The 19,308-nt window shown below is 62.3% G+C and carries 17 protein-coding genes and 1 pseudogene; 13 read left to right on the top strand and 5 right to left on the bottom strand.

Annotated elements, in window-relative coordinates:
* Positions 1–88: 88 nt before the first annotated feature.
* From AC0NID_RS15640 to AC0NID_RS15610, 7 genes are all read left to right on the top strand, one after another.
* Positions 89–1,672: a peptide ABC transporter substrate-binding protein gene (locus AC0NID_RS15640; RefSeq protein ID WP_473454044.1), complete on the top strand. Its 1,584-nt coding sequence runs from the start codon at positions 89–91 to the stop codon at positions 1,670–1,672.
* A 105-nt stretch (positions 1,673–1,777) separates the two neighbouring features.
* Positions 1,778–2,728, top strand: coding sequence for an ABC transporter permease (locus AC0NID_RS15635; protein WP_473453856.1), 951 nt, complete (start codon positions 1,778–1,780; stop codon positions 2,726–2,728).
* A gap of 11 nt (positions 2,729–2,739) precedes the next feature.
* On the top strand, positions 2,740–3,627 hold the full coding sequence (locus tag AC0NID_RS15630) for an ABC transporter permease (RefSeq protein ID WP_473453858.1): 888 nt from the start codon (positions 2,740–2,742) through the stop codon (positions 3,625–3,627).
* Between the two features lie 11 nt (positions 3,628–3,638).
* Positions 3,639–4,961 (top strand): NAD(P)/FAD-dependent oxidoreductase, encoded by a 1,323-nt coding sequence (locus tag AC0NID_RS15625; protein WP_473453860.1) that lies wholly within the window; start codon positions 3,639–3,641, stop codon positions 4,959–4,961.
* A gap of 356 nt (positions 4,962–5,317) precedes the next feature.
* Complete coding sequence (locus AC0NID_RS15620) at positions 5,318–6,295, top strand: tripartite tricarboxylate transporter substrate-binding protein (protein ID WP_473453862.1); 978 nt, start codon at positions 5,318–5,320, stop codon at positions 6,293–6,295.
* A gap of 90 nt (positions 6,296–6,385) precedes the next feature.
* Entirely contained in the window at positions 6,386–6,847 is a 462-nt protein-coding gene (locus tag AC0NID_RS15615) for a tripartite tricarboxylate transporter TctB family protein (protein ID WP_473453864.1), read from the top strand.
* A 10-nt stretch (positions 6,848–6,857) separates the two neighbouring features.
* Complete coding sequence (locus tag AC0NID_RS15610) at positions 6,858–8,366, top strand: tripartite tricarboxylate transporter permease (protein WP_473453866.1); 1,509 nt, start codon at positions 6,858–6,860, stop codon at positions 8,364–8,366.
* Between the two features lie 53 nt (positions 8,367–8,419).
* Here the strand turns inward: AC0NID_RS15610 and AC0NID_RS15605 are convergent.
* From AC0NID_RS15605 to AC0NID_RS15595, 3 genes and pseudogenes are all read right to left on the bottom strand, one after another.
* Positions 8,420–8,626 (bottom strand): annotated as a pseudogene (locus tag AC0NID_RS15605) (hypothetical protein); the annotation flags it as partial.
* A 74-nt stretch (positions 8,627–8,700) separates the two neighbouring features.
* Entirely contained in the window at positions 8,701–9,414 is a 714-nt protein-coding gene (locus AC0NID_RS15600) for a PhnD/SsuA/transferrin family substrate-binding protein (protein ID WP_473453868.1), read from the bottom strand.
* A 267-nt stretch (positions 9,415–9,681) separates the two neighbouring features.
* The gene (locus AC0NID_RS15595; protein ID WP_473453869.1) at positions 9,682–10,569 is read right to left on the bottom strand and encodes a GntR family transcriptional regulator; all 888 of its coding nucleotides are present in this window, start codon (positions 10,567–10,569) and stop codon (positions 9,682–9,684) included.
* Positions 10,570–10,754: 185 nt separating this feature from the next.
* On the opposite strand from AC0NID_RS15595, the gene AC0NID_RS15590 reads away from it, so the two are divergent.
* The 4 genes from AC0NID_RS15590 to AC0NID_RS15575 all read left to right on the top strand — a co-directional run bounded on the left by AC0NID_RS15590 (position 10,755) and on the right by AC0NID_RS15575 (position 14,663).
* Positions 10,755–11,765, top strand: coding sequence for an ABC transporter permease (locus AC0NID_RS15590; RefSeq protein ID WP_474033449.1), 1,011 nt, complete (start codon positions 10,755–10,757; stop codon positions 11,763–11,765).
* Positions 11,762–12,541: an ATP-binding cassette domain-containing protein gene (locus AC0NID_RS15585; RefSeq protein ID WP_473453873.1), complete on the top strand. Its 780-nt coding sequence runs from the start codon at positions 11,762–11,764 to the stop codon at positions 12,539–12,541. Before AC0NID_RS15590 ends, AC0NID_RS15585 begins: the two co-directional genes overlap by 4 nt.
* Positions 12,542–12,625: 84 nt before the next feature.
* The gene (locus tag AC0NID_RS15580) at positions 12,626–13,543 is read left to right on the top strand and encodes a sugar ABC transporter substrate-binding protein (RefSeq protein ID WP_473453875.1); all 918 of its coding nucleotides are present in this window, start codon (positions 12,626–12,628) and stop codon (positions 13,541–13,543) included.
* 94 nt (positions 13,544–13,637) lie between these two features.
* On the top strand, positions 13,638–14,663 hold the full coding sequence (locus AC0NID_RS15575; RefSeq protein ID WP_473453877.1) for a zinc-binding alcohol dehydrogenase family protein: 1,026 nt from the start codon (positions 13,638–13,640) through the stop codon (positions 14,661–14,663).
* 289 nt (positions 14,664–14,952) lie between these two features.
* Here AC0NID_RS15575 and AC0NID_RS15570 read toward each other — a convergent pair whose 3' ends face one another.
* Both AC0NID_RS15570 and AC0NID_RS15565 read right to left on the bottom strand, forming a co-directional pair.
* Positions 14,953–15,546: a DJ-1/PfpI family protein gene (locus tag AC0NID_RS15570; protein WP_473453879.1), complete on the bottom strand. Its 594-nt coding sequence runs from the start codon at positions 15,544–15,546 to the stop codon at positions 14,953–14,955.
* Positions 15,547–15,726: 180 nt separating this feature from the next.
* Positions 15,727–16,428: a GntR family transcriptional regulator gene (locus AC0NID_RS15565; protein WP_473453880.1), complete on the bottom strand. Its 702-nt coding sequence runs from the start codon at positions 16,426–16,428 to the stop codon at positions 15,727–15,729.
* Positions 16,429–16,573: 145 nt separating this feature from the next.
* Here AC0NID_RS15565 and AC0NID_RS15560 point away from each other — a divergent pair, with 145 nt between their 5' ends.
* Entirely contained in the window at positions 16,574–17,800 is a 1,227-nt protein-coding gene (locus AC0NID_RS15560) for an iron-containing alcohol dehydrogenase (protein WP_473453882.1), read from the top strand.
* An 18-nt stretch (positions 17,801–17,818) separates the two neighbouring features.
* A complete protein-coding gene (locus tag AC0NID_RS15555; RefSeq protein WP_473453884.1) occupies positions 17,819–19,303 on the top strand; it encodes an NAD-dependent succinate-semialdehyde dehydrogenase in 1,485 nt (494 codons plus the stop codon).
* Positions 19,304–19,308 lie beyond the last annotated feature (5 nt).

Genomic DNA, 19,308 nt, shown 5'->3' with positions numbered 1-19,308 from the left:
AATGTCGAACCAGAGCAGCAGCACAATCTTTCGGCCGACGCGTCGCCAGACGCTTGGGATGGCGATCGCCGGCGCCGCCGGCCTCGCCATGCCCAACCTGACAGCTACCGGCAAAGCACTTGCCGCGACACCGCCGAGCGCGCCCAAGGGGCAGGTGATCGTCGGCTTTTCTCAAGAACCCACCGTCTTCAATCCGCACCTGGTGCATATCGAGGTCGACGAGGGCATTCACTTCAGCGTCTTCGATCCGCTGTTTGGCGTCGACCCGAAAGGTAATTTTTTCCCCGCACTCGCCAAGGAGGTGCCGACCGTCGAAAACGGCGGCATCTCGGCCGACGGGCTCGAATGGCGCGTAAAGCTGCGCGATGACGTCAAGTGGCATGACGGAAAGCCGTTCACGGCCGAGGACGTCAAGTTCACGCTCGAACTCCTGGTCGACCCGAAATTTCTGAGCTGGCGGCGCGCCGGCCACGAACTTGTCCAGGATCTGACCGTCGTCTCGCCAACCGAGATCAGCTGGAAGATGAAGGAGCCTTACGCACCCTATCCATCGATCCTGGCGGCTACCTTCATCGTTCCGAAACATGTGCTCGGTGCGGCGGAGGACAAGAATACCGCGCCGTTCAACAATGCTCCCATCGGAACGGGACCGTTCAAATGGGTGGAACGCACGGCCGGCGACCATATCGAGCTGGCCGCCAACACCGACTACTTCGGCGACGGCCCTTATCTCGAGCGGCTGATCTACAAATACATTCCGGACCTGACGGTTCTCTACACCCAGTTCAAGACTGGCGACATCGACGTCATCGGGCTGCAGTGGATCACGGCCGACCACTATGAGGAAGCCAAGGCATTGAGCGGGACGTCCGTTGCCGTCATTCCCGCCGCCACGGTCGAATCGCTCAGCTTCAACATGGAGCGCCCACAGTTCAAGGAACTCGCCGTTCGCCAGGCGCTGTACTATGCGCTGGACAAGCAGACGATCATCGACGCCCTCTACTACGGACTGCCGACCCCGACCGAAACCTACATGCCGCAGCAATCCTTCTACTACAATCCGGATCTGCCGAAGCAGGAATACGATCTGGACAAGGCAAAGAAGTTGCTCGACGACGCCGGCTGGGTCCCTGGCAGCGACGGTATTCGCGTCAAGGATGGTGTCCGCCTCTCGTTCAAGAACTCGACCACGGCGGGCAACCATATCCGCGAACAGGCGCAGCAGTTCATTCAGCAATCGTATCGCGACGTCGGTGTCGAAGTGGAGATCTCCAACCTGCCGCCTGCGGTCATGTGGGGAGACTACTGGGTGAAGTCGCAGTTCGATTCCGTTGTCGTCGGCATCAACTTCCTGACAGGGTCCGACCCCGATACGTCGGATTACCTCAGTTCGAAATCAATTCCGGCCAAGGGTGGCGCCGGCCAGAATACCTGGCAGTATGCCAGCCCCGAGGTGGACAAGCTGCTCGAATCCGGCGGTGTCGAATTCGAGCCGGAAAAGCGCAAGCAAGCCTACCTGAAAATCCAGGAGACCGTGCGCAACGACCTGCCATTCCTGCCGATGTTCCAATATGCGACGGTCCGCGGACACAAGTCCGGTGTCGACGGCGTCATCCCGAACATCAATGTGCGCATCGATTCCTGGGATGTGGCCACCTGGTACTGGTCATAGCTCCGGAAATAGGCCGGGCCGGCAATCACCGGCTCGGCCTCAATCGTCGATAAAGCGCCTCTTGCGCAACCGTATCCGACGCACAGCAAAACGGAGACAGCCGGCATGTTTCGCTATCTGCTGGGCCGCTTTTGGCAAAGTCTTGTCCTGCTCCTGCTGGTTTCGGTGATTGGCTTTGCCGTCCTGAACCTCGCTCCTGGCGGACCGCTCTCGCAGTTCACTCTCACGCCAGGAATGACGCAGGCCGATCTTGACCGGATCGCCACGCAAATGGGTCTTAATCGACCTCTTCCCGTCCAGTACCTCGACTGGCTGGGGCACCTGCTTCGCGGTGACTGGGGACGTTCCTTCCGGGACGGCAGGCCCGTGCTCGAGATCATCTGGGAGCACCTTCTGGCGACACTGCTGCTGATGGGCGTATCGACCTCGACCGCCATCTTCGTCGGCACCTGCGTAGGTGTACTGGGTGCGCTCAAACGGTACTCGATCTTCGACTACGCGGCGACGGTCGGCGCGATGGTGGCGTTGTCGATCCCGACCTTCTGGTTCGGGTTGATCGCGATCTACATTTTCTCGCTCCGGCTCAGATGGCTGCCGGCAGGCAACATGTACACGATCGGCGACGGCTCGCTCGGTGACTATGCGATCCATCTCATCATGCCGAGCATCGTTCTCGCGCTGGTCAATATCGCCGTGTGGAGCCGCTACATGCGGACCGCGACGCTCGACGTCATCAATCAGGATTTCGTCCGCACTGCCCGGGCCAAGGGACTGAGGCCCCGGCGTGTGTTGTTCCGTCACATCCTCGGAAACGCTCTGCTTCCGATGATCACGCTGCTGGGGCTGCAGCTGCCGACGATACTGGGTGGCGCCCTGGTGACGGAAACCGTCTTCACCTGGCCCGGCATGGGACGGCTGTTCCTCGACAGTCTCGGCTACAGCGACTACCCCGTGGTGATGGGCCTGCTGATGATGTCCGCGGTTCTCGTCCTCGTCGGCAATCTGGCCGCCGACCTCACCGTCGCATTCGTCGATCCGCGCATTCGATTGAGCTGAGGAGCGAAAAAATGAGCCAATCGGAATTACTCGTCTCCGCCCGCTCCACGCAACCCTGGTGGCGCAGCCGCACCGTGCGCCGATTTGCCCGCCATCGACTGGCGATGTTCGGCCTGGTCATGATCATCATACTGGTCCTCGCCTGCGTCATCGGACCCTTTCTCCTGCCCTTCGACGACCTTTACATCGACCTGCGTGGCCGCTTCTCCCCACCGTTCACCGGCTACCATTTCTTCGGCACCGATCCGCTCGGGCGCGACATCGCGGCGCGCCTGCTCATGGCTGGCCGCATTTCGCTGCTGGTCGGTTTCGCCGCAATGCTCCTCAGCACAGTCTTCGGAACCGTGCTCGGGATTGCCGCCGGGTACTTCGGCGGCCGCATCGGCACGGTGCTGATGCGTTTCGTCGATGCGATGCTGTCCTTTCCCAACATCTTCCTGCTGCTGGCGATGGCTGCGTTCATCAAGCCAAGCCCGATCATGATCACCCTGATCATTGCGGCGACGAGCTGGATGGAAATTGCACGCATCGTCGAGGCGGAAGTGCGCTCCCTGCGCGAACGCGACTTCGTGGTCGCCGCCCGGATGCTGGGCTTGAGCAACAGCCACATCATGTTTCGCGAGCTTCTGCCCAATGCGATCGGCCCGATCATCGTCGCGGCCACGCTTACCGTCGCACGCGCCATCCTCCTCGAAGCCTATGTCAGCTTCCTTGGCTATGGCATCCAGCCGCCGCTGCCGAGTTGGGGAAACATGCTCAACGGCGCCCAGCAATATCTCGATAGCGCGCCGTGGCTGGCGATCGTTCCTGGCGCCGCGATCACCCTGGCGGTCACCAGTTTCAACTTCATTGGCGACGGGCTGCGCGATGCGCTCGACGCGCGAAGCGACATGCTTTGAGGCCGGCCGGCATGGCAAGGTTCTCGCCGTTTGACGTCTCACTCTGGTACGCGACCGCGAAGCCGCCGCCAAAAACCGGCGCGCTGCAAGGACGCACAAGGGCGGACGTCTGCGTCGTCGGCGGTGGCTATACCGGATTGACGACGGCGATCGATCTTGCTCGCGACGGCATAAGCGTCGTTCTTCTCGAAGCGCAGGAGATCGGCTTCGGCGGCTCGGGACGCAATGCCGGCCACTGTACGCCAACCTTCACGCACTACAGCCTGTCCGAACTGCGTGCCATGCTGGGCGAACCGTGGGCCGAAAGGCTGATCGCCCGGCAGACAGGGGCCAACAGGCAAGTCGCGGGGATGATCGAGCGTTACGGCATCGACTGCGAATGGCAGCAGAACGGCTACGTCATGGGCGCGCTTACGCCAGGCGCCGTCGCCAAGCTCGAGGCTAAGGCGCAGCAGTACAATGCAGTCGGCGCCGAGACGCGGGTGCTGGACAGACAGGCTAGCGAGGAGATGACCGGCAGCCCGCGATATTATGGCGGCTGGTTTCATTCCGAGGCTGGCCATCTCAATCCGTTGAGTTACGCGAGAGGGCTGGCGCGCGCCGTCATCGAGGAGGGCGGCACGATCCATACCAAATCGCCCGTCCGCGATGTCGTGCGGCAGGACGGCGCCTGGGCCGTACGCGCGGGCGAAGGGGTTGTGGTTGCGGACAAGGTCATCTTTGCGACAGGCGCCTACACTGTTGACGGTTGGCCCGGCCTTGACCGGACCTACAAGATCCAGAAGGTGTTCGTCGCCGCGACGCAGCCGCTGACCGCCGCGGAACGCCAAACCGTCCTGCCACGCAACACCACCATGCATGATGGCCGCGGCGACATCTTCGTCTACAAGTACAACGCCGAAGGCCGGATTGTCGCCTCGATGTTCCCGATGGGTCGGCGCGGACGGGACATGGCGTTCACACACCGCCTCATGTCCGACCGCCTGCGTTGGCTCCATCCGCAGATCAGCAGCGACTTGAGATGGGAGTATTTCTGGTTCGGTGAACTGGACATGCAGAAGCGAACCATCCCGCGGTTCTATGAGCTCGCGCCCGGCGTCGTCGCGCTGACTGGCCTGTCCGGTCGTGGCGTGCCGACCGGAAGCATGCTCGGCGGCGTACTCGGCGAATGGGCGAAGGGGGTCCCCGAAAAAGACCTGTCGCTGAAGCTCGAACCGCTCCGGCGAGCGCCCTTCTTCATGTCGTTCGCTCCCACCGCCATGTTGCGATACTACCGCGCCTCGGACTGGTTACGGGCACAGGCGAGCGGATCTCCACTTCCACCCCACGCCTAGCAGGTATCGACACTGCGCGTGAACCGTCTAGCTACCGTGGGCCAGCGTGAAGTGAGTGCAGCCGGTCGCATGCGGCCCAGGTCAGAAAAATCACAGGGTTTCTTCCTAAACGGAACGGTCCGTTTCGTTTAGGAAGAGTGAATGGAGATATCCGAGCGTCGCCAGGAACTCGGCGAATGCCCTTCGGCTCGATGTCACCTTTCCACCTATTTTGCGCGGACGGTTGCGCATAATCGCAGTTTACGGTTTGAGTCCGATTGCAATCTGCTAGCTTGCACTAGTTGTTGCTCCATCCACAGCGGTGCTGAGAGGACTCCGTGCAGCGGTGGGAATTCTTATCCCGGGAGGAAATCACGATGAGAAAATTTGTCGCCGTTCTGGCTGCCGCCGCGGCCATCACGCTTTATCCATTCGCCGCGGGCGCGCAGACCTATCCCGAACGCACCATCACCGTCGTGGTGCCGTTTTCGGCCGGCGGCCCGACCGACACGGTCACGCGCCTCGTCGCGGAAGCCATGTCGAAGGATCTCGGCCAGCAGGTCATCGTCGAGAATGTCGGCGGCGCCGGCGGCACGCTGGGCGCTGGCCGCGTCGCGAGCGCCGAGCCGGACGGCTATACGCTGCTCCTCTATCATATCGGCATGGCGACCAGCGCCACGCTCTACCGCAACCTGCCTTACGACACCCTCAACGCTTTCGAATATGTCGGCCTCGTTACCGAGGTGCCGATGACGATTCTCGCGCGCAAGGACCTCGAGCCGACCGATCTGAAGGGCCTGGTCGACTACGCCAAGGCCAATAAGGATACCGTGACGGTCGCCAACGCCGGCCTGGGCGCTGCCTCGCATCTGTGCGGCATGCTGTTCATGAGCGCCATCGGCACGCCGCTGGTCACCGTGCCTTACAAGGGCACCGGCCCGGCCATGACCGACCTGCTCGGCGGCCAGGTCGACATCATGTGCGACCAGACGACCAACACTACCAAGCAGATCCAGGGCGGCACGGTGAAGGCCTACGCCGTCACCTCACCTGAGCGCCTCGACGTGTTGCCCGACCTGCCGACGACGACGGAAGCCGGCCTCCCGGAGGTGCAGGTCGGCATCTGGCACGGCCTCTACGCGCCTAAGGGCACGCCGGCCGAGGTCACCGAGCGCCTGTCGAAATCGCTTCAGGTCGCGCTGAAGGACCAGAACGTCGTCGCCCGTTTCGCCGAACTCGGCACCAAGCCGTCGTCTGACGCAGATGCGACGCCGGCCGCGCTGAAGGCCAAGCTGGAAGGCGAGATCGCGCGCTGGAAGCCGATCATCGAAGCCGCCGGCCAGTACGCCGACTGAGGCTTTCAAAAACGGGGCGCCACCGGCGCCCCGTTTTTCACGCCGGCTTCGGCATCGGCGCGCCCGCGGCGCGGGCCTGGGAGGAGCATCATGAAACCTTTCGCAATCGACACGGCCAACGGCATATGCGCGGCGCTGTTCATCTTTCTCGGCGGATTTTTCGCGCTGCAGTCGCTCGGCCTCGAGATCGGCACCGCCTTCCGCATGGGACCGGGCTATTTCCCGCTGGTCCTGGCCATCGTGCTCATCCTGCTCGGCGCCATCATCCTCGTCCAGGCGGTGCGCTTCGAGAGCGAGCCGATCGGCCATATAGCCTGGCGCGGCATGCTGTTCATCCTCCCCGCCCCGATCTTCTTCGGCCTGACTGTGCGCGGCCTTGGCTTCATCCCCTCGATCTTCCTGACAGCGCTGATCGCATCCTTTGCCAGCGGCCGTATGAAGCCAGTGACCGCGCTCTTGCTTTCCGCCGGCCTGACGCTGTTTGCGTTCCTCGTCTTCAGCTATGCGCTCGGCCTGCCGTTCCGGCGCTTCGGCCCCTGGCTGCCGTTGTGAGAACATGAACATGGAACTCCTCGACAACCTCGCGCTCGGCTTTTCGACGGCAACGACGCTCTGGAACCTGCTGTTCTGTCTGATCGGTGTCCTTCTCGGCACGCTGATCGGCGTCCTGCCCGGCATCGGCGCCACCGCTACCATCGCCATGCTGTTGCCGATCACCTTCCAGATCGGCGACCCGGTCTCCTCACTGATCATGCTCGCCGGCATTTATTACGGTGCGCAATATGGCGGCTCGACCACCGCCATCCTCATCAACATGCCCGGCGAATCCTCCTCCGCCGTCACCGCGATCGACGGCTACCAGATGGCCAAGAATGGCCGCGCCGGGGCGGCACTCGCGATCGCAGCAATAGGCTCGTTCTTCGCCGGCACGGTGTCGACCTTCCTCGTCGCCATCTTTGCCCCGCCGCTGACGGCGATCGCGCTGCAATTCGGCGCCGCAGAGTATTTTTCACTGATGGTCGTCGGCCTCGTCTCGTCCGTCGCGCTCGCCCACGGCTCAATTGTCAAGGCGCTGGCGATGGTCGTGCTCGGCCTGCTGCTCGGCCTTGTCGGCACCGACATCTACACTGGCACGCCTCGCTTCACGCTCGGCATCCGCGAATATGCCGACGGGCTGAATTTCGTCGCGGTGGCGGTCGGCGTCTTCGGCGTCGCCGAGATACTGCGCAACCTCGAAAACGAGCACGAGCGCTCCGTGATGATCCGAAGGGTCTCCGGCCTGATGCCGACCCGCGAGGACTTTCGGCGCATGGCGGCGCCCATCGTGCGCGGAACGATCATCGGTTCGGCGCTCGGCATCCTGCCGGGAGGCGGCGCGATCCTCGCAGCCTTCGCCTCCTATACGGTCGAAAAGCGCGTGTCGAAGAACCCGGGGGAATTCGGCAAGGGCGCCATTGAAGGCGTCGCAGGACCGGAATCGGCCAACAATGCCGGCGCGCAGACCTCCTTCATCCCGATGCTGACGCTCGGCATTCCGGCCAACCCGGTCATGGCACTGATGATCGGCGCGATGATCATCCAGGGCATCGTGCCCGGCCCCAATGTCGCGATCGAACAGCCGGCGCTGTTTTGGGGCATCATCGCCTCGATGTGGATCGGCAATCTGATGTTGATCGTCTTGAACCTGCCGCTGATCGGGCTTTGGGTGAAACTCCTGACGATCCCCTACTACGTGCTCTTTCCGATCATCATGGCGTTCTGCTCGATCGGCGTCTACAGCGTCAACACCAACATCTACGACCTCTACGCCGTCGCCTTCTTCGGCTTCCTCGGCTACCTCCTGACCAAGCTGCGCTGCGAGCCCGCGCCGCTGCTGCTCGGCTTCGTGCTCGGCCCGCTGCTCGAGGAAAACCTGCGCCGCGCCATGATCCTGGCGCGCGGCGACCCGAGCACCTTCGTGACGAGACCGATCAGCGCCGGCCTGCTTTTCATCGCGCTCGCCGTGCTCGTCGTCGTCTTCCTGCCTGCGGTCAAGAAGAAGCGCGAAGAGGTGTTCGTGGAGGAGAATTAGAGCATTTGCAGCCAAGGGGAATCACTTGGCGTCGCAGAAATGCGGCTAGAACAAATAAGAAGGTTGTCAACATAGGCAGCGGGCCGCCCGACATGCGCGTCGGAGGGCCGCACATAGCCTTCCTGGTGTCCGCCGAGGCGCACCACGCCGCCGCCCTCGCGGCCTATATTTCCCGTCGCCAGCGCTATGTTCACCAGCGCGCCGTTGGTGCGGTAGTTGTCATTGCCCCAGATCAGCCCCTTCTCGTAGCCGATCATGGTATCATCCTTCATGGAAATCAAGCCCTGCTGCAGTGCCTTGACGCGTCGATCGTTGGAGAAGGCCTTCGGCGACGCTATTGGCGGAAGCCCAGCCATTCCGATTTGCGAACGATCCTGGTCTGCTTCACCAAATCCGGCTCGGTCTCACGCATGACCTCGTAGACGTAGCCGTCCACGCTGCCCGACTGAGCGAGGCCCGAGGCGACGGCCCTGATGACGTTTCGGTGCCCGTAGGTGAAAAAGCTCCGCGAGAAGAAATTGCCGGGAAGCTGGCGGTTCTCCGCAAGCAGCGCCCGCGTCACCAGAAAACCCGAATTCGAATCCGGATCCGAGAACGCATGGACGTCGCCCTTCAATCCGGCCCAGTCATCCGCTTTACGACCCGCCTTAGCGATCAGGTACGACTGGTAGAGCGGCTTGCCGTGCCAGACCGGGGTTGCGACGAGGTCGAGATCGGCCTTGAACTGCACGTAGGGATAGCCGCAGATCCACGCCGACTGAACCTGCCCGGAAACCAGCAGCGCCGTGATTTCCTGATACGTGCGGCGCGTGACGAGCTCGACCTGTCCTCCGATCCTGGCGCCCAGGTAGCTGCGCAGATGGCCAAGCAATTCGAGATCGTTCGAGAGGAAGACCGGCGTCAGGCCGATTTTGAAACTCTCTTCTTCGGCGCCGAGGGCAACGGGGGCGAATAGAGTTGCCGCACCCGAAACGGCGGCCGCAATCAGACCGCGCCCTGTGATCGGAACGCCGTCGGTGGCCCTGTGCGGGTTGCCTAGGTTCCTCAAGAATTGCCTCCCGACCGGAGCGCGTGCATGCCCGGCCGGTCCCATCATATCCGAAAACGTGGAAGTCTAGGAACAGCAAAAGCGGGACCGGATTTTGGCGAGGGGCAAGCCGATCGTGTCGAGCCGCAGCACGGTCTGCCCGAGCAGTCCGGCAGCCTGTCGGCCAGTCGATCAGCTGGCGTCGAACCCTCCCGCCGGCACGGCTGCGATCGAGGCCCGGTCCTCAGCGCCACTACCGCAGGCGGTGCGTTTACCTCAAATGCACAATCACTTCGCCAACGAGCGCAAGAGGGTGTTGCGAGCTGATCGCAAGTGCTTTCGGCATGCCGATTCGATGCTGCGACGGTTTCTGGACTGGAGCGCTTCTATGTAGGCCAGGTGTTCCATGATAGCGGCCTTGTTGCGCTCCTTCTCGTCCGCCTTGTTCCACTGGTAGTGGTAGTGGAAGATGAGGGTGATGAGATCGGAAAAGTCGTCGATGAACCGGTTTGGCGAGCTTTCGTTGACTAGCCGGTGGAAGCGGTTGTCGAGGCTTGAAAAGTCGTGGTAGCGCACCTCGATTTTGTCCAACAGGTCGATATGCTGGTGCTTCAGCGCTTCGAGGCGCGCCCACAAGGGCGATTCCCGCGGCAACCCAGCAAAGAGGCGCGCGGATCGCAGCTCAAACATCACGCGGATCTCGAACAACTCCAGCGCAAAGTCCTCCGTAAAACCCTCGAAGAGCCAGCCTGAATTCCTTTTCTTCTCGACGAGGCCGAAACGGCTAAATCGGATCAGAAATTCCCGAATGCCGTTGGTCGCCACACCGAACAGCCGGGCAAGTTCCAGCTCGTTGATAAGTGTGCCTGGCTTGATGCCGCCGCGCAGCATCCATTCCATGAACTGCTGTTCGACATGCTCATTGCGCGAGGTTGTTTCCGGTCCGCTATAAAGATCGTCCTTGCCGACCGGGCGGCCGGGAAACTTAGCGCCGTCCTCCTGAACGACGATGCCACGCCTCGTGAGTTCGCGCAGCACCTTGCGTACCGTGGTGCGGCTGACGTCGATCTGGCCTCGCAGCTGATTCTCCGACGGTAGTCCGGCAGCAAACTCGCCGTTGCCGAGCAGTTGCAATGTTGCGTTGAGCGCACGCTTGTAGACGGTATCCGGTTTCATAGCGGTGACCCGGCGATGTCTTTTTCAGAAGACTTTTATGCATAAAAAACAACTTGACGCAAACGCATTCGACGTTGTCTTTTATCGATACAAAGCAAGGACAGGAAGCTTGCTGTGGTGCCGAAACCTTCGGGTTCGGCGGGGGAATGAATTTGTCCGACGCTGGAGTAGGTATGAAGGTGCCCGTGTCGTCACGGAACGTCGGGCCCGGATCGTATTCCGGTCTCGACATCGGATTGAAGCTGCTTGGGATTGGCCCGGTGCTTATCCTGATCGCTCTGGTCATCGTTCTGAGTTTTCTGTCTCCGGTCTTTCTCACGCCGCGCAACGTGAGCAACATCCTTGCGCAGACGGCGGTCATCACCGTCGTGGCCATGGGCCAGCATCTCGTCATCCTGACGCGCGGTATTGACCTATCCGTCGGATCGAACCTTGCGCTCGCTTCTGTCGTGGGCGCGCTGTTGGTTCAGGCTGGTGGTCCCGCGACCGCGGTCATCATCGCGATGATCGTATCCGGTGCGCTCGTCGGCGCGGTGAACGGGCTCTTCTACGTCTTCGGGCGGCTGCCGCATCCATTCATCATCACGCTGGCGACGCTTAGCATCTGCAAAGGCATCGCACTGCAGCTCGCCGACGGCCGCGCCATTCCGGGCATGCCGGAAGCGATCCGGGTGCTCGGACGCCCTGCCTTCTGGGGCCTGCCCGGCTCGGTCTTCGTTGTCACCGGCGTCGGGCTCCTGCTCCTTGTGCTGACGAGAACGATGGTGTGGGGGCGCTGGATCTACGCCGTCGGCGGCCGGCCTGAGGCCGCGGTCGCGATGGGCATTCCCGTCAACTGGGTGCTGGTGTCGGCCTACGTGATCTCGGGCACCTGCGCCGGCATCGGCGCGGTCATCCTCGCCGGCCGGACTGACGCCGGGTCGCCGCTGTTCGGCAATCTGCTGGAACTCGACACCATCGCCGCTGTCATCATCGGCGGCGCGAGCTTCCTCGGCGGGCGCGGCCACCTCGGACACGCGGTTATCGGCGCCATAATGATCGGCGTCATCCGCAACGCACTCAACCTGCTCAACGTCGACATCTTCTACCAGCTCATCGTCATAGGCGTCATCATCGTGGTCGCGGTCGAGAGCGACGTGCTGCGCAACTATCTCGAAGGCCGCGTGCGCGTGGCGCAGGCGGGGCGGGCGCAATGAGTGCCGCGGCAGCGCCGGCCGAAGCCGCAACTGCCAAGCCCGTATTGTCGGTGCGCGGCGCCACGAAGCGCTTCGGTTCCGTGCTGGCACTCGACGGTGTTGATCTCGAGGTGCGGCGTGGCGAGATACTGGCGCTTCTCGGCGACAACGGCGCCGGCAAGTCGACGCTCATCAAATGCATCAGCGGGCTGCACCATCTGGATTCGGGCTCAATCCAACTGGACGGCCTCGAAACGGAAATCCGATCACCCGCCGATGCCCGGTTCGCCGGCATCGAGACGGTTTACCAGGACCTTGCTCTCTTCGACAACCTAACGCCGGCGCAGAACTTCTTTGCCGGCCGCGAGATCTCCGGTCCGGCATGGCTGCCGCGCGGGCTTCGCTTCTTGAAGAAGCGCAGCATGGACGCGGAGGCCAGGCAGGTCATCAGCCGGCTCAAGGTGACGCTGCCGAAGCTGGATGTCGTGGTGGCCAAGATGTCAGGCGGCCAGCGTCAGGCGATCGCGGTTGCGCGCTCGACCGTCTTCGCGCGCAAGGTCGTCATCCTCGATGAGCCAACGGCTGCACTCGGTCTCCGAGAGTCGCGACAGGTGCTCAATCTTGTCTCGACGCTCCGCGATCACGGCAATGCCGTGATCCTTATCACCCATAACATGGAACACGTCGTCGAACTCGCCGACCGCGCCATGGTGCTGCGGCTGGGCAGGAAAGTGGGCGAGCTCATACCGAACAGCAGCAAAAAGCAGGATCTGGTCTCGATGATCGTCGGAGCCTGAGCCTGAAAGCATTGCGGACGGCTTCTGTCCGCAATGGCCCGAAGTTCTCCACCGGAGGGCGGGTCAGTACCAAGGGAGGATGCAATGAAACTGAAACTGAGACTGCTGGGTGGCTTGGCGATCGCGATCGCGCTCGCGTTGCCCTCTTTTGCGGCCGACAAGGTAAAGGTCGCATTGATCACTAAGTTCCCCGTTCCGTTCTTCTCGACCATGGAGGAGGCCGCCAAGAAATACGCGGCCGACAACGGTGTCGACCTGATCGTGGGCCAGGGGCAATCGGCCACCGACATCGAGGGCCAGATCGCCCTGATCGAGTCGATGGTTACTCAAGGGGTCCAGGGCATCGCCATCACGCCCGTGGATCCGACCGTCGCGCCAGCGCTCGACAAGGCGGTCGCCGCAGGCATCAAAGTGGTGCTGATCGACAACAGCATTCCAGATTGGAAAGGTCAGACGGCGCTCGTCTCGACCAACAACCTCAACGGCGGAAAGATCGCCGGCGAGTACCTCAAGACGGTGCTGAAGGATGGCGACAAGATCGGCATCCTCGAAGGCGTTCCCGGGGTGCCGGCACTCGACGACCGCGTCAAAGGCATGCTGGAGGGCCTCGGCGGCGTGAAGGTCGAGGTGGTCGGTAAGGGCGCCACCAGCTGCACGCAAGAACTCGGGACCTCGGTCGCCGAGGACATACTGACCGCCAATCCGGACCTGAAGGCGATCTATTCGGCATGCGGTCCGCCGGCCGCTGGTGCGGCCCAGGCGATAAGCAATGCCGGCATCGCTAACGACGCGTTCATTCTCGTCGGCTTTGACGCCTGCTGCGGCGAACTCGAAGCGATCAAGTCCGGCGTCGAGGATGCGACCGTCGCGCAGTTCCCCGCCAAGATGGGCGAACTCGGAATCGACACGGTCGTCAAGGCGATCAAGGGCGAAAAGGTTGAAGCCAACGTCGACACCGGCGCCGGCCTTGTTACTGCGGCCAACGTCACGGACTTCGAGTGACACATGAACCGGCCCGGCGGCGCCACCCGCCAGGCCGGTTCAGTTCTACAACCAACACATCGCAGGAGCGACAGCGCCTTACATGAACGCCGTCATGAAAACCGTTAGATGCGTCGCTCCGGGAGAGCTTGAGTTCGCCAACCGGCCGGCGCCTGGCAGTCCGCCGGAAGGATGGGCACTGATCGACGTCGCCCATGTCGGCATCTGCGGTACCGACTATCACATCTTCGAAGGCAAGCACCCGTTTCTCGCCTATCCTCGCGTCATGGGCCATGAGGTTTCGGGCACCGTTGTCGAGATCAACGGACCTGCCACTGTTGCGGTCGGACAGGACATCGTCATCAATCCCTATCTGTCGTGCGGAAAATGTGTCGCCTGCCGCAAGGGGAAACCCAACTGCTGTGTTTCGATCCAGGTGCTCGGCGTGCATCGCGACGGGGCGATGAGCGAGCAGATCCTGGTTCCCGTGGCAAACCTGCTGCCCGCCGGAGGCCTGTCGTTGGTCGAAGCCGCGACGGTCGAGTTTCTCGCAATAGGTGCTCACGCCGTTCGCAGATCGATGGCAATCGGAGGGGCGCGCGCATTGGTTATCGGCGCCGGGCCGATAGGTCTTGGGGCAGCGCTTTTCGCACGAATCGCGAAACAGCAGGTCACCATCATGGACGTGAGCGCCGAACGGCTGGCCTTTGCCACGCGGCAACTCGGGTTCTTGGTTATCGACGGATCGAAAGGGCTGATTTACGAAAAGATATCAGAACTAACCGCAGGGGCAGGCTTTGACGTCGTTTATGACGCGACGGGAAACAGCGAATCCTTGAAAGCGGCATTCGCCTATGTCGCCCATGGCGGTGTCATGGTCATGGTCAGCGTCGTCAAGGACGATATCGCGTTCTCCGACCCTGAATTCCACAAGCGGGAAATGATGCTGATCGGCAGCCGCAACGCGACGCGCGCCGATTTCGAGCACGTCATCGCGTCGATCCGCGCAGGCAAGATACCGGTCGACCAACTCGTGACCCACCGCACCACACTGCGCGACAGCCCGCGCGACATCGCGGCCTGGGCCCACCAGAAGTCGGGCCTGATCAAGGCAATGATTGATGTTCGAGGTTTGGGCTGACGGACGTCACGACACACAGCCGCGCACCAATTGGATCACTGCGCGTCGCCCTGCCAGGGGAAAAAGAAAGCTCTGGCGGAGGCGGCCGTTCAGGCCGTCGTCGGAGACGATCATCGGCGGCCAACCTCGTGTCTCAACAAATGCGTCGAGTTCCCGCGCTACCAACCACCATGAGCGCCAGGCACTCGCGGGTGACGTCATCAACGAGAATGGACGCGGGCATGAGCCGTCGAAGGGATTGCGCAGCGAAGCGACGCATTCCGTCCGGAATGCGTCGGAACATCGCTAACTACGCGTGACGGATTTCCGTTCCCAGCACCTTCAGGCACTCGCGGATGAACGCGGCAAGTGCGGTCCAACCCTTTGCCGAGACCATCGTTCCGTCCACATAGGCCTCGGTCGGGGACAGGTCGATATAGGTTCCACCGGCGAGGGTCACTTCCGGCTCGCAGGCAGCCAGCGCACCTACTTTCTTGCCACGCACGACGCCGTCGACCGCGATCAGGATCTGCACGCCATGGCAGATCGTAAAGATCGGCTTCTTGTTTTCGTGGAAATGGCGGACTATCGCCTGCACGCGCTTATCCGTGCGGATGTACTCGGGGCCACGACCACCGGCGCAATACACGGCATGGTACTGGTCGAGCTGTCTTTCCGCCTCCGAAAAGGTCTTGTTGATCAAAGCATAGTGGCCGGGTTTCTCGGTGTAGGTTTGGTCGCCTTCGAAATCGTGAAGCGACGTCTTGATCAGGTCTCCAGCGTTCTTGTCGGGACAGACAACGTGGACGATGTGACCGACGGCCTCCATCGCCTGCTGATAGACGAAGATCTCGTATTCTTCGGTAAACTCACCGGTCAACATTAGTATTTTCTTGCCTGGCATGGTCGGTTTCCTCGTTTTGTGGATGGAAGTCAGGCGGGCGTTGCACTCGCCCGGCGGCGCGGGTCTCAGAAAATGGGATCCGGGACCTGGTATTCCCGGGCGCTTGCCTGCGTGGTCAGCGGTGCATCCAGCTTGGCGGCGCCGCTCTCGATGTGGACGGTGACGGACATCGTGACAGTCTCAATCGAACGCCAGCAACAAACGATCACGAGAATGCTCGATATGGCGGCGCATCGCCTGTTCCGCCGCGGCGGGATCGGAGGCAGCGAAGGCGGCCAGAATGGCCTCATGCTCGTCGAGCGCTTCCTCGGTGACGCGCGAATGGAACATCAGGCGGAAGATGTGGAAGTGCGTATGCTGGAATGCGAGAGTCTCGCGCACGAGGTCATTGTTGGCAAATTCCATGATCCTGTCGTGGAAAATGGCGTCCCGCCGCGCAAAATTGGAGTAACGCAGGCGCTCATCCTTGCCTTCGCGGCGCGCCATGCCCCCTGCGGACTCCCGAAGCACCGCAAGTTTCGTCTCATCCATCAATGCGGCTGCCTTGGCCGCCCCATGCGGCTCGAGCAGCAGGCGAAGCTCATAGAGTTCGTCAAATCGGCGCTTGGTTATCTGCGGCGCGGCGCGGTAGCCGATCAAATGTGTCTTCAGCACAAGGCCTTCGCCTTCGAGGCGGCCAAGCGCTTCACGGATTGGCGTGTGGGATACATCGAGCTCCTTGACCAGGCTGTCGACGGTGATCCGTGAGCCAGGCGCGATCTTCAGCGACATGAGTTGCGCGAAGATCGCTTCGTAAACGTCCTCCACCAGGCTGTTGGATCGCTGGATGCGTCCGCCAGCGGGGTCGACTTCTCGGGCATTGCTTGAGTTCATGACCTGCATTTTGCCTCTTGACAGGATCACTGGCTAACACGATGCTTCGTCCAATACAATCCTATATCCTATACGATTTAATAGAGGATAGCTTTCAGAGCCGAGCTCAACGAGCTTCGCTTTCCACTCCCAACCTCATCGAGGGACGCCGAACATGAGCCTTTTCGCTGCCGTAAGGCTGCCGCGTGAAATCCTCTTCGGGAAGGGCCAGCGCCATGTCATTCCAACCGTTGCAGCCAGGCTGGGCCGTCGTGCTCTTGTCTGTACGGACGAGCGCTTTGCCGCAACTGTCGCCTTCGCAGAGATCATGGCCGCGCTCGAGGGCGCTTCGATCGATGTGCTGGTGCACGACCGTGTGCAGCCCGATGTGCCACGAGACACGGTTGCCTCCTGCGTCGAGGTGGCGCGAGAGTTTGCGCCGGACATGGTGATCGGCGTCGGAGGCGGCAGTTGTCTCGACATGGCCAAATGCGCCGCTTTGCTCATCAGTCACGGCGGCCTGCTCCAGGACTACTACGGCGAGTTCAAGGTGCCTGGCCCGACGCTGCCGTTGATCGCGGTGCCGACAACGGCTGGCACCGGCTCGGAGGTGACCCCTGTCGCGGTGATCTCCGATCCGGATCGCACCTTGAAGGTCGGCATCTCCAGCCCGCATCTGATTGCGGCAGCCGCCATCTGCGACCCGGAACTGACGATGACATGTCCCCCGGGACTGACGGCCATCGCGGGCGCAGACGCGCTGACACATGCGATCGAGGCTTTTACCGCCGCCAGGCGCGGCACTGACCCCAGCCTGCCGCAGAGCCATGTCTTCATCGGAAAGAGCGCGCTGACCGACCATTTTGCGCTGCTCGCGATCAAGCTGCTTGGCCGCAGTCTCGAGAAGGCATACCGCAATCCCGGCGACGAGGACGCTCGGGCCGATGTGATGATGGGCGCGCTTGCAGCCGGCTGTGCGTTCGGTACGGCCGGAACGGCGGCGGCGCACGCGGTGCAATATCCGGTCGGCGCCCTTACCCATACCGCTCACGGGCTGGGTGTCGCCACCATGTTGCCGTATGTCATGAAGTACAACCGGGCCGCCGCGGGCGCCGAGATGGCGGAGATCGGCCTTGCCCTTGGTCTCGACGGGAGGGACCGGAGTACCGGTGAGATGGCCGACGCGACGATCGACGAGATCGGCCGGCTGTTTGGAGCGATCGGGATCACGCCTACGCTGGCCAAGCTCGGGCTTCCCGCCGACAAGCTCGATTGGACGGCCGAACAGGCGCTCGGCATCGACCGTCTCATCAAGAACAATCCGCGTCCATTCGATCTGGCAGCCATGCGGGGCCTGATCCAGGCTGCCTATGATGGCGATCTCGCCACCTACGTCATGTGAGCAATCGAGGAGCAGGCCATGAACATATCTCATCAGCTGGAAGACGATCAGGACACTGCCGACTTCCATAGATTTTCCCACGGCCTGTATATCGGCGGCCAATGGAGGCAATCCGCCGACGGCAGGGAAATCCAGGTCGTGGACCCTTCCACCGAAGCTGTGATCGCAACCGTTCCCGATGCGGCGATCGAAGATGCCGCAGCCGCCGTGGAGGCTGCGGCCGAGGCCGCCGACGGCTGGCGCGCAATGGCACCCCGCAGGCGTTCCGAAATCCTTGGACGTTGCTTCGAACTGATGACGCAACGTTCCGAGACGCTGGCAACCCTGATCTCGCTGGAAAACGGCAAGGCACTCCGGGACGCGCGTGGCGAGATCGCCTACGCCGCGGAATTCTTTCGCTGGAATGCCGAGGAAGCCGTTCGCATCACCGGTGAATTCGGGATGGCGCCTTCAGGCACGAACCGGATCGTGGTCGACTACGAGCCCATCGGCATCTGCGTCCTTGTCACACCCTGGAACTTCCCTGCCGCCATGGCGACGCGCAAGATCGCGCCTGCCTTGGCTGCCGGGTGCACGGTAATTTTGAAGCCAGCCAGCGAGACGCCGCTCACGGCCTACGCGCTTGCCGCGCTCTACCAGGAAGCAGGCGTTCCGCCAGGTGTGGTGAACGTTCTGACAACCTCAAATCCCGGCCCTGTGACAGCCGCGATGCTGGCCGATCCGCGGGTGCGGAAACTCTCCTTTACCGGCTCGACGGATGTCGGGCGCCTTCTGCTGGCCGAGGCCGCAAAGCACGTGGTTTCGTGTTCGATGGAACTTGGCGGCAACGCGCCGTTCCTTGTGTTCGACGACGCGGATCTCGACGCGGCGGTCGATGGGGCGATGGTGGCGAAGATGCGCAACGCCGGCGAAGCCTGCACGGCTGCAAATCGCATCTACGTCCAGTCCAGCGTTTACGATGCCTTTTGCGAAAGGCTCGCCAGCCGGATGTCGGCACTCAAGATCGGCGCTGGTACGGACGCGGCCACGGAGTGCGGACCGATGATCACCAGGAAGGCCGTGGACAAGATCGACCGTCTGGTCAACGATGCTGTCGCCCGTGGCGCGCGGGTGCTGTGCGGGGGCAAGGCAGGCTCGGGAACGGGATTCTACTATCCACCGACCGTGCTCTGCGGCGTCCCGGCCGAGGCGGAGATGGCGCATGAGGAAATTTTTGGGCCGGTCGCGCCGATCTCGAGATTCGAAACGGAAGCCGACGTCATCGCGCGCGCCAACGACACCGAATACGGTCTTGCCGCCTATATCTACACGCGCGATCTTGCGCGTGGAATGCGGATGGCGTCCAAGATCGAAGCCGGCATGATCGCTATCAACCGCGGCTTGATGTCCGATCCGGCAGCACCCTTCGGCGGGGTGAAGCAGAGCGGCCTCGGCCGCGAGGGCGGCCAGCATCACGGCATTGCCGAGTTCATGGAGGCGAAATACCTCGCCATCAGCATCTGAGCGGA

It is taken from the genome of Mesorhizobium sp. WSM4821 (genome assembly GCF_055901555.1).
Note: the sequence above shows the minus strand (reverse complement) of the source record. Positions and strands in the feature narration are given on the sequence as shown.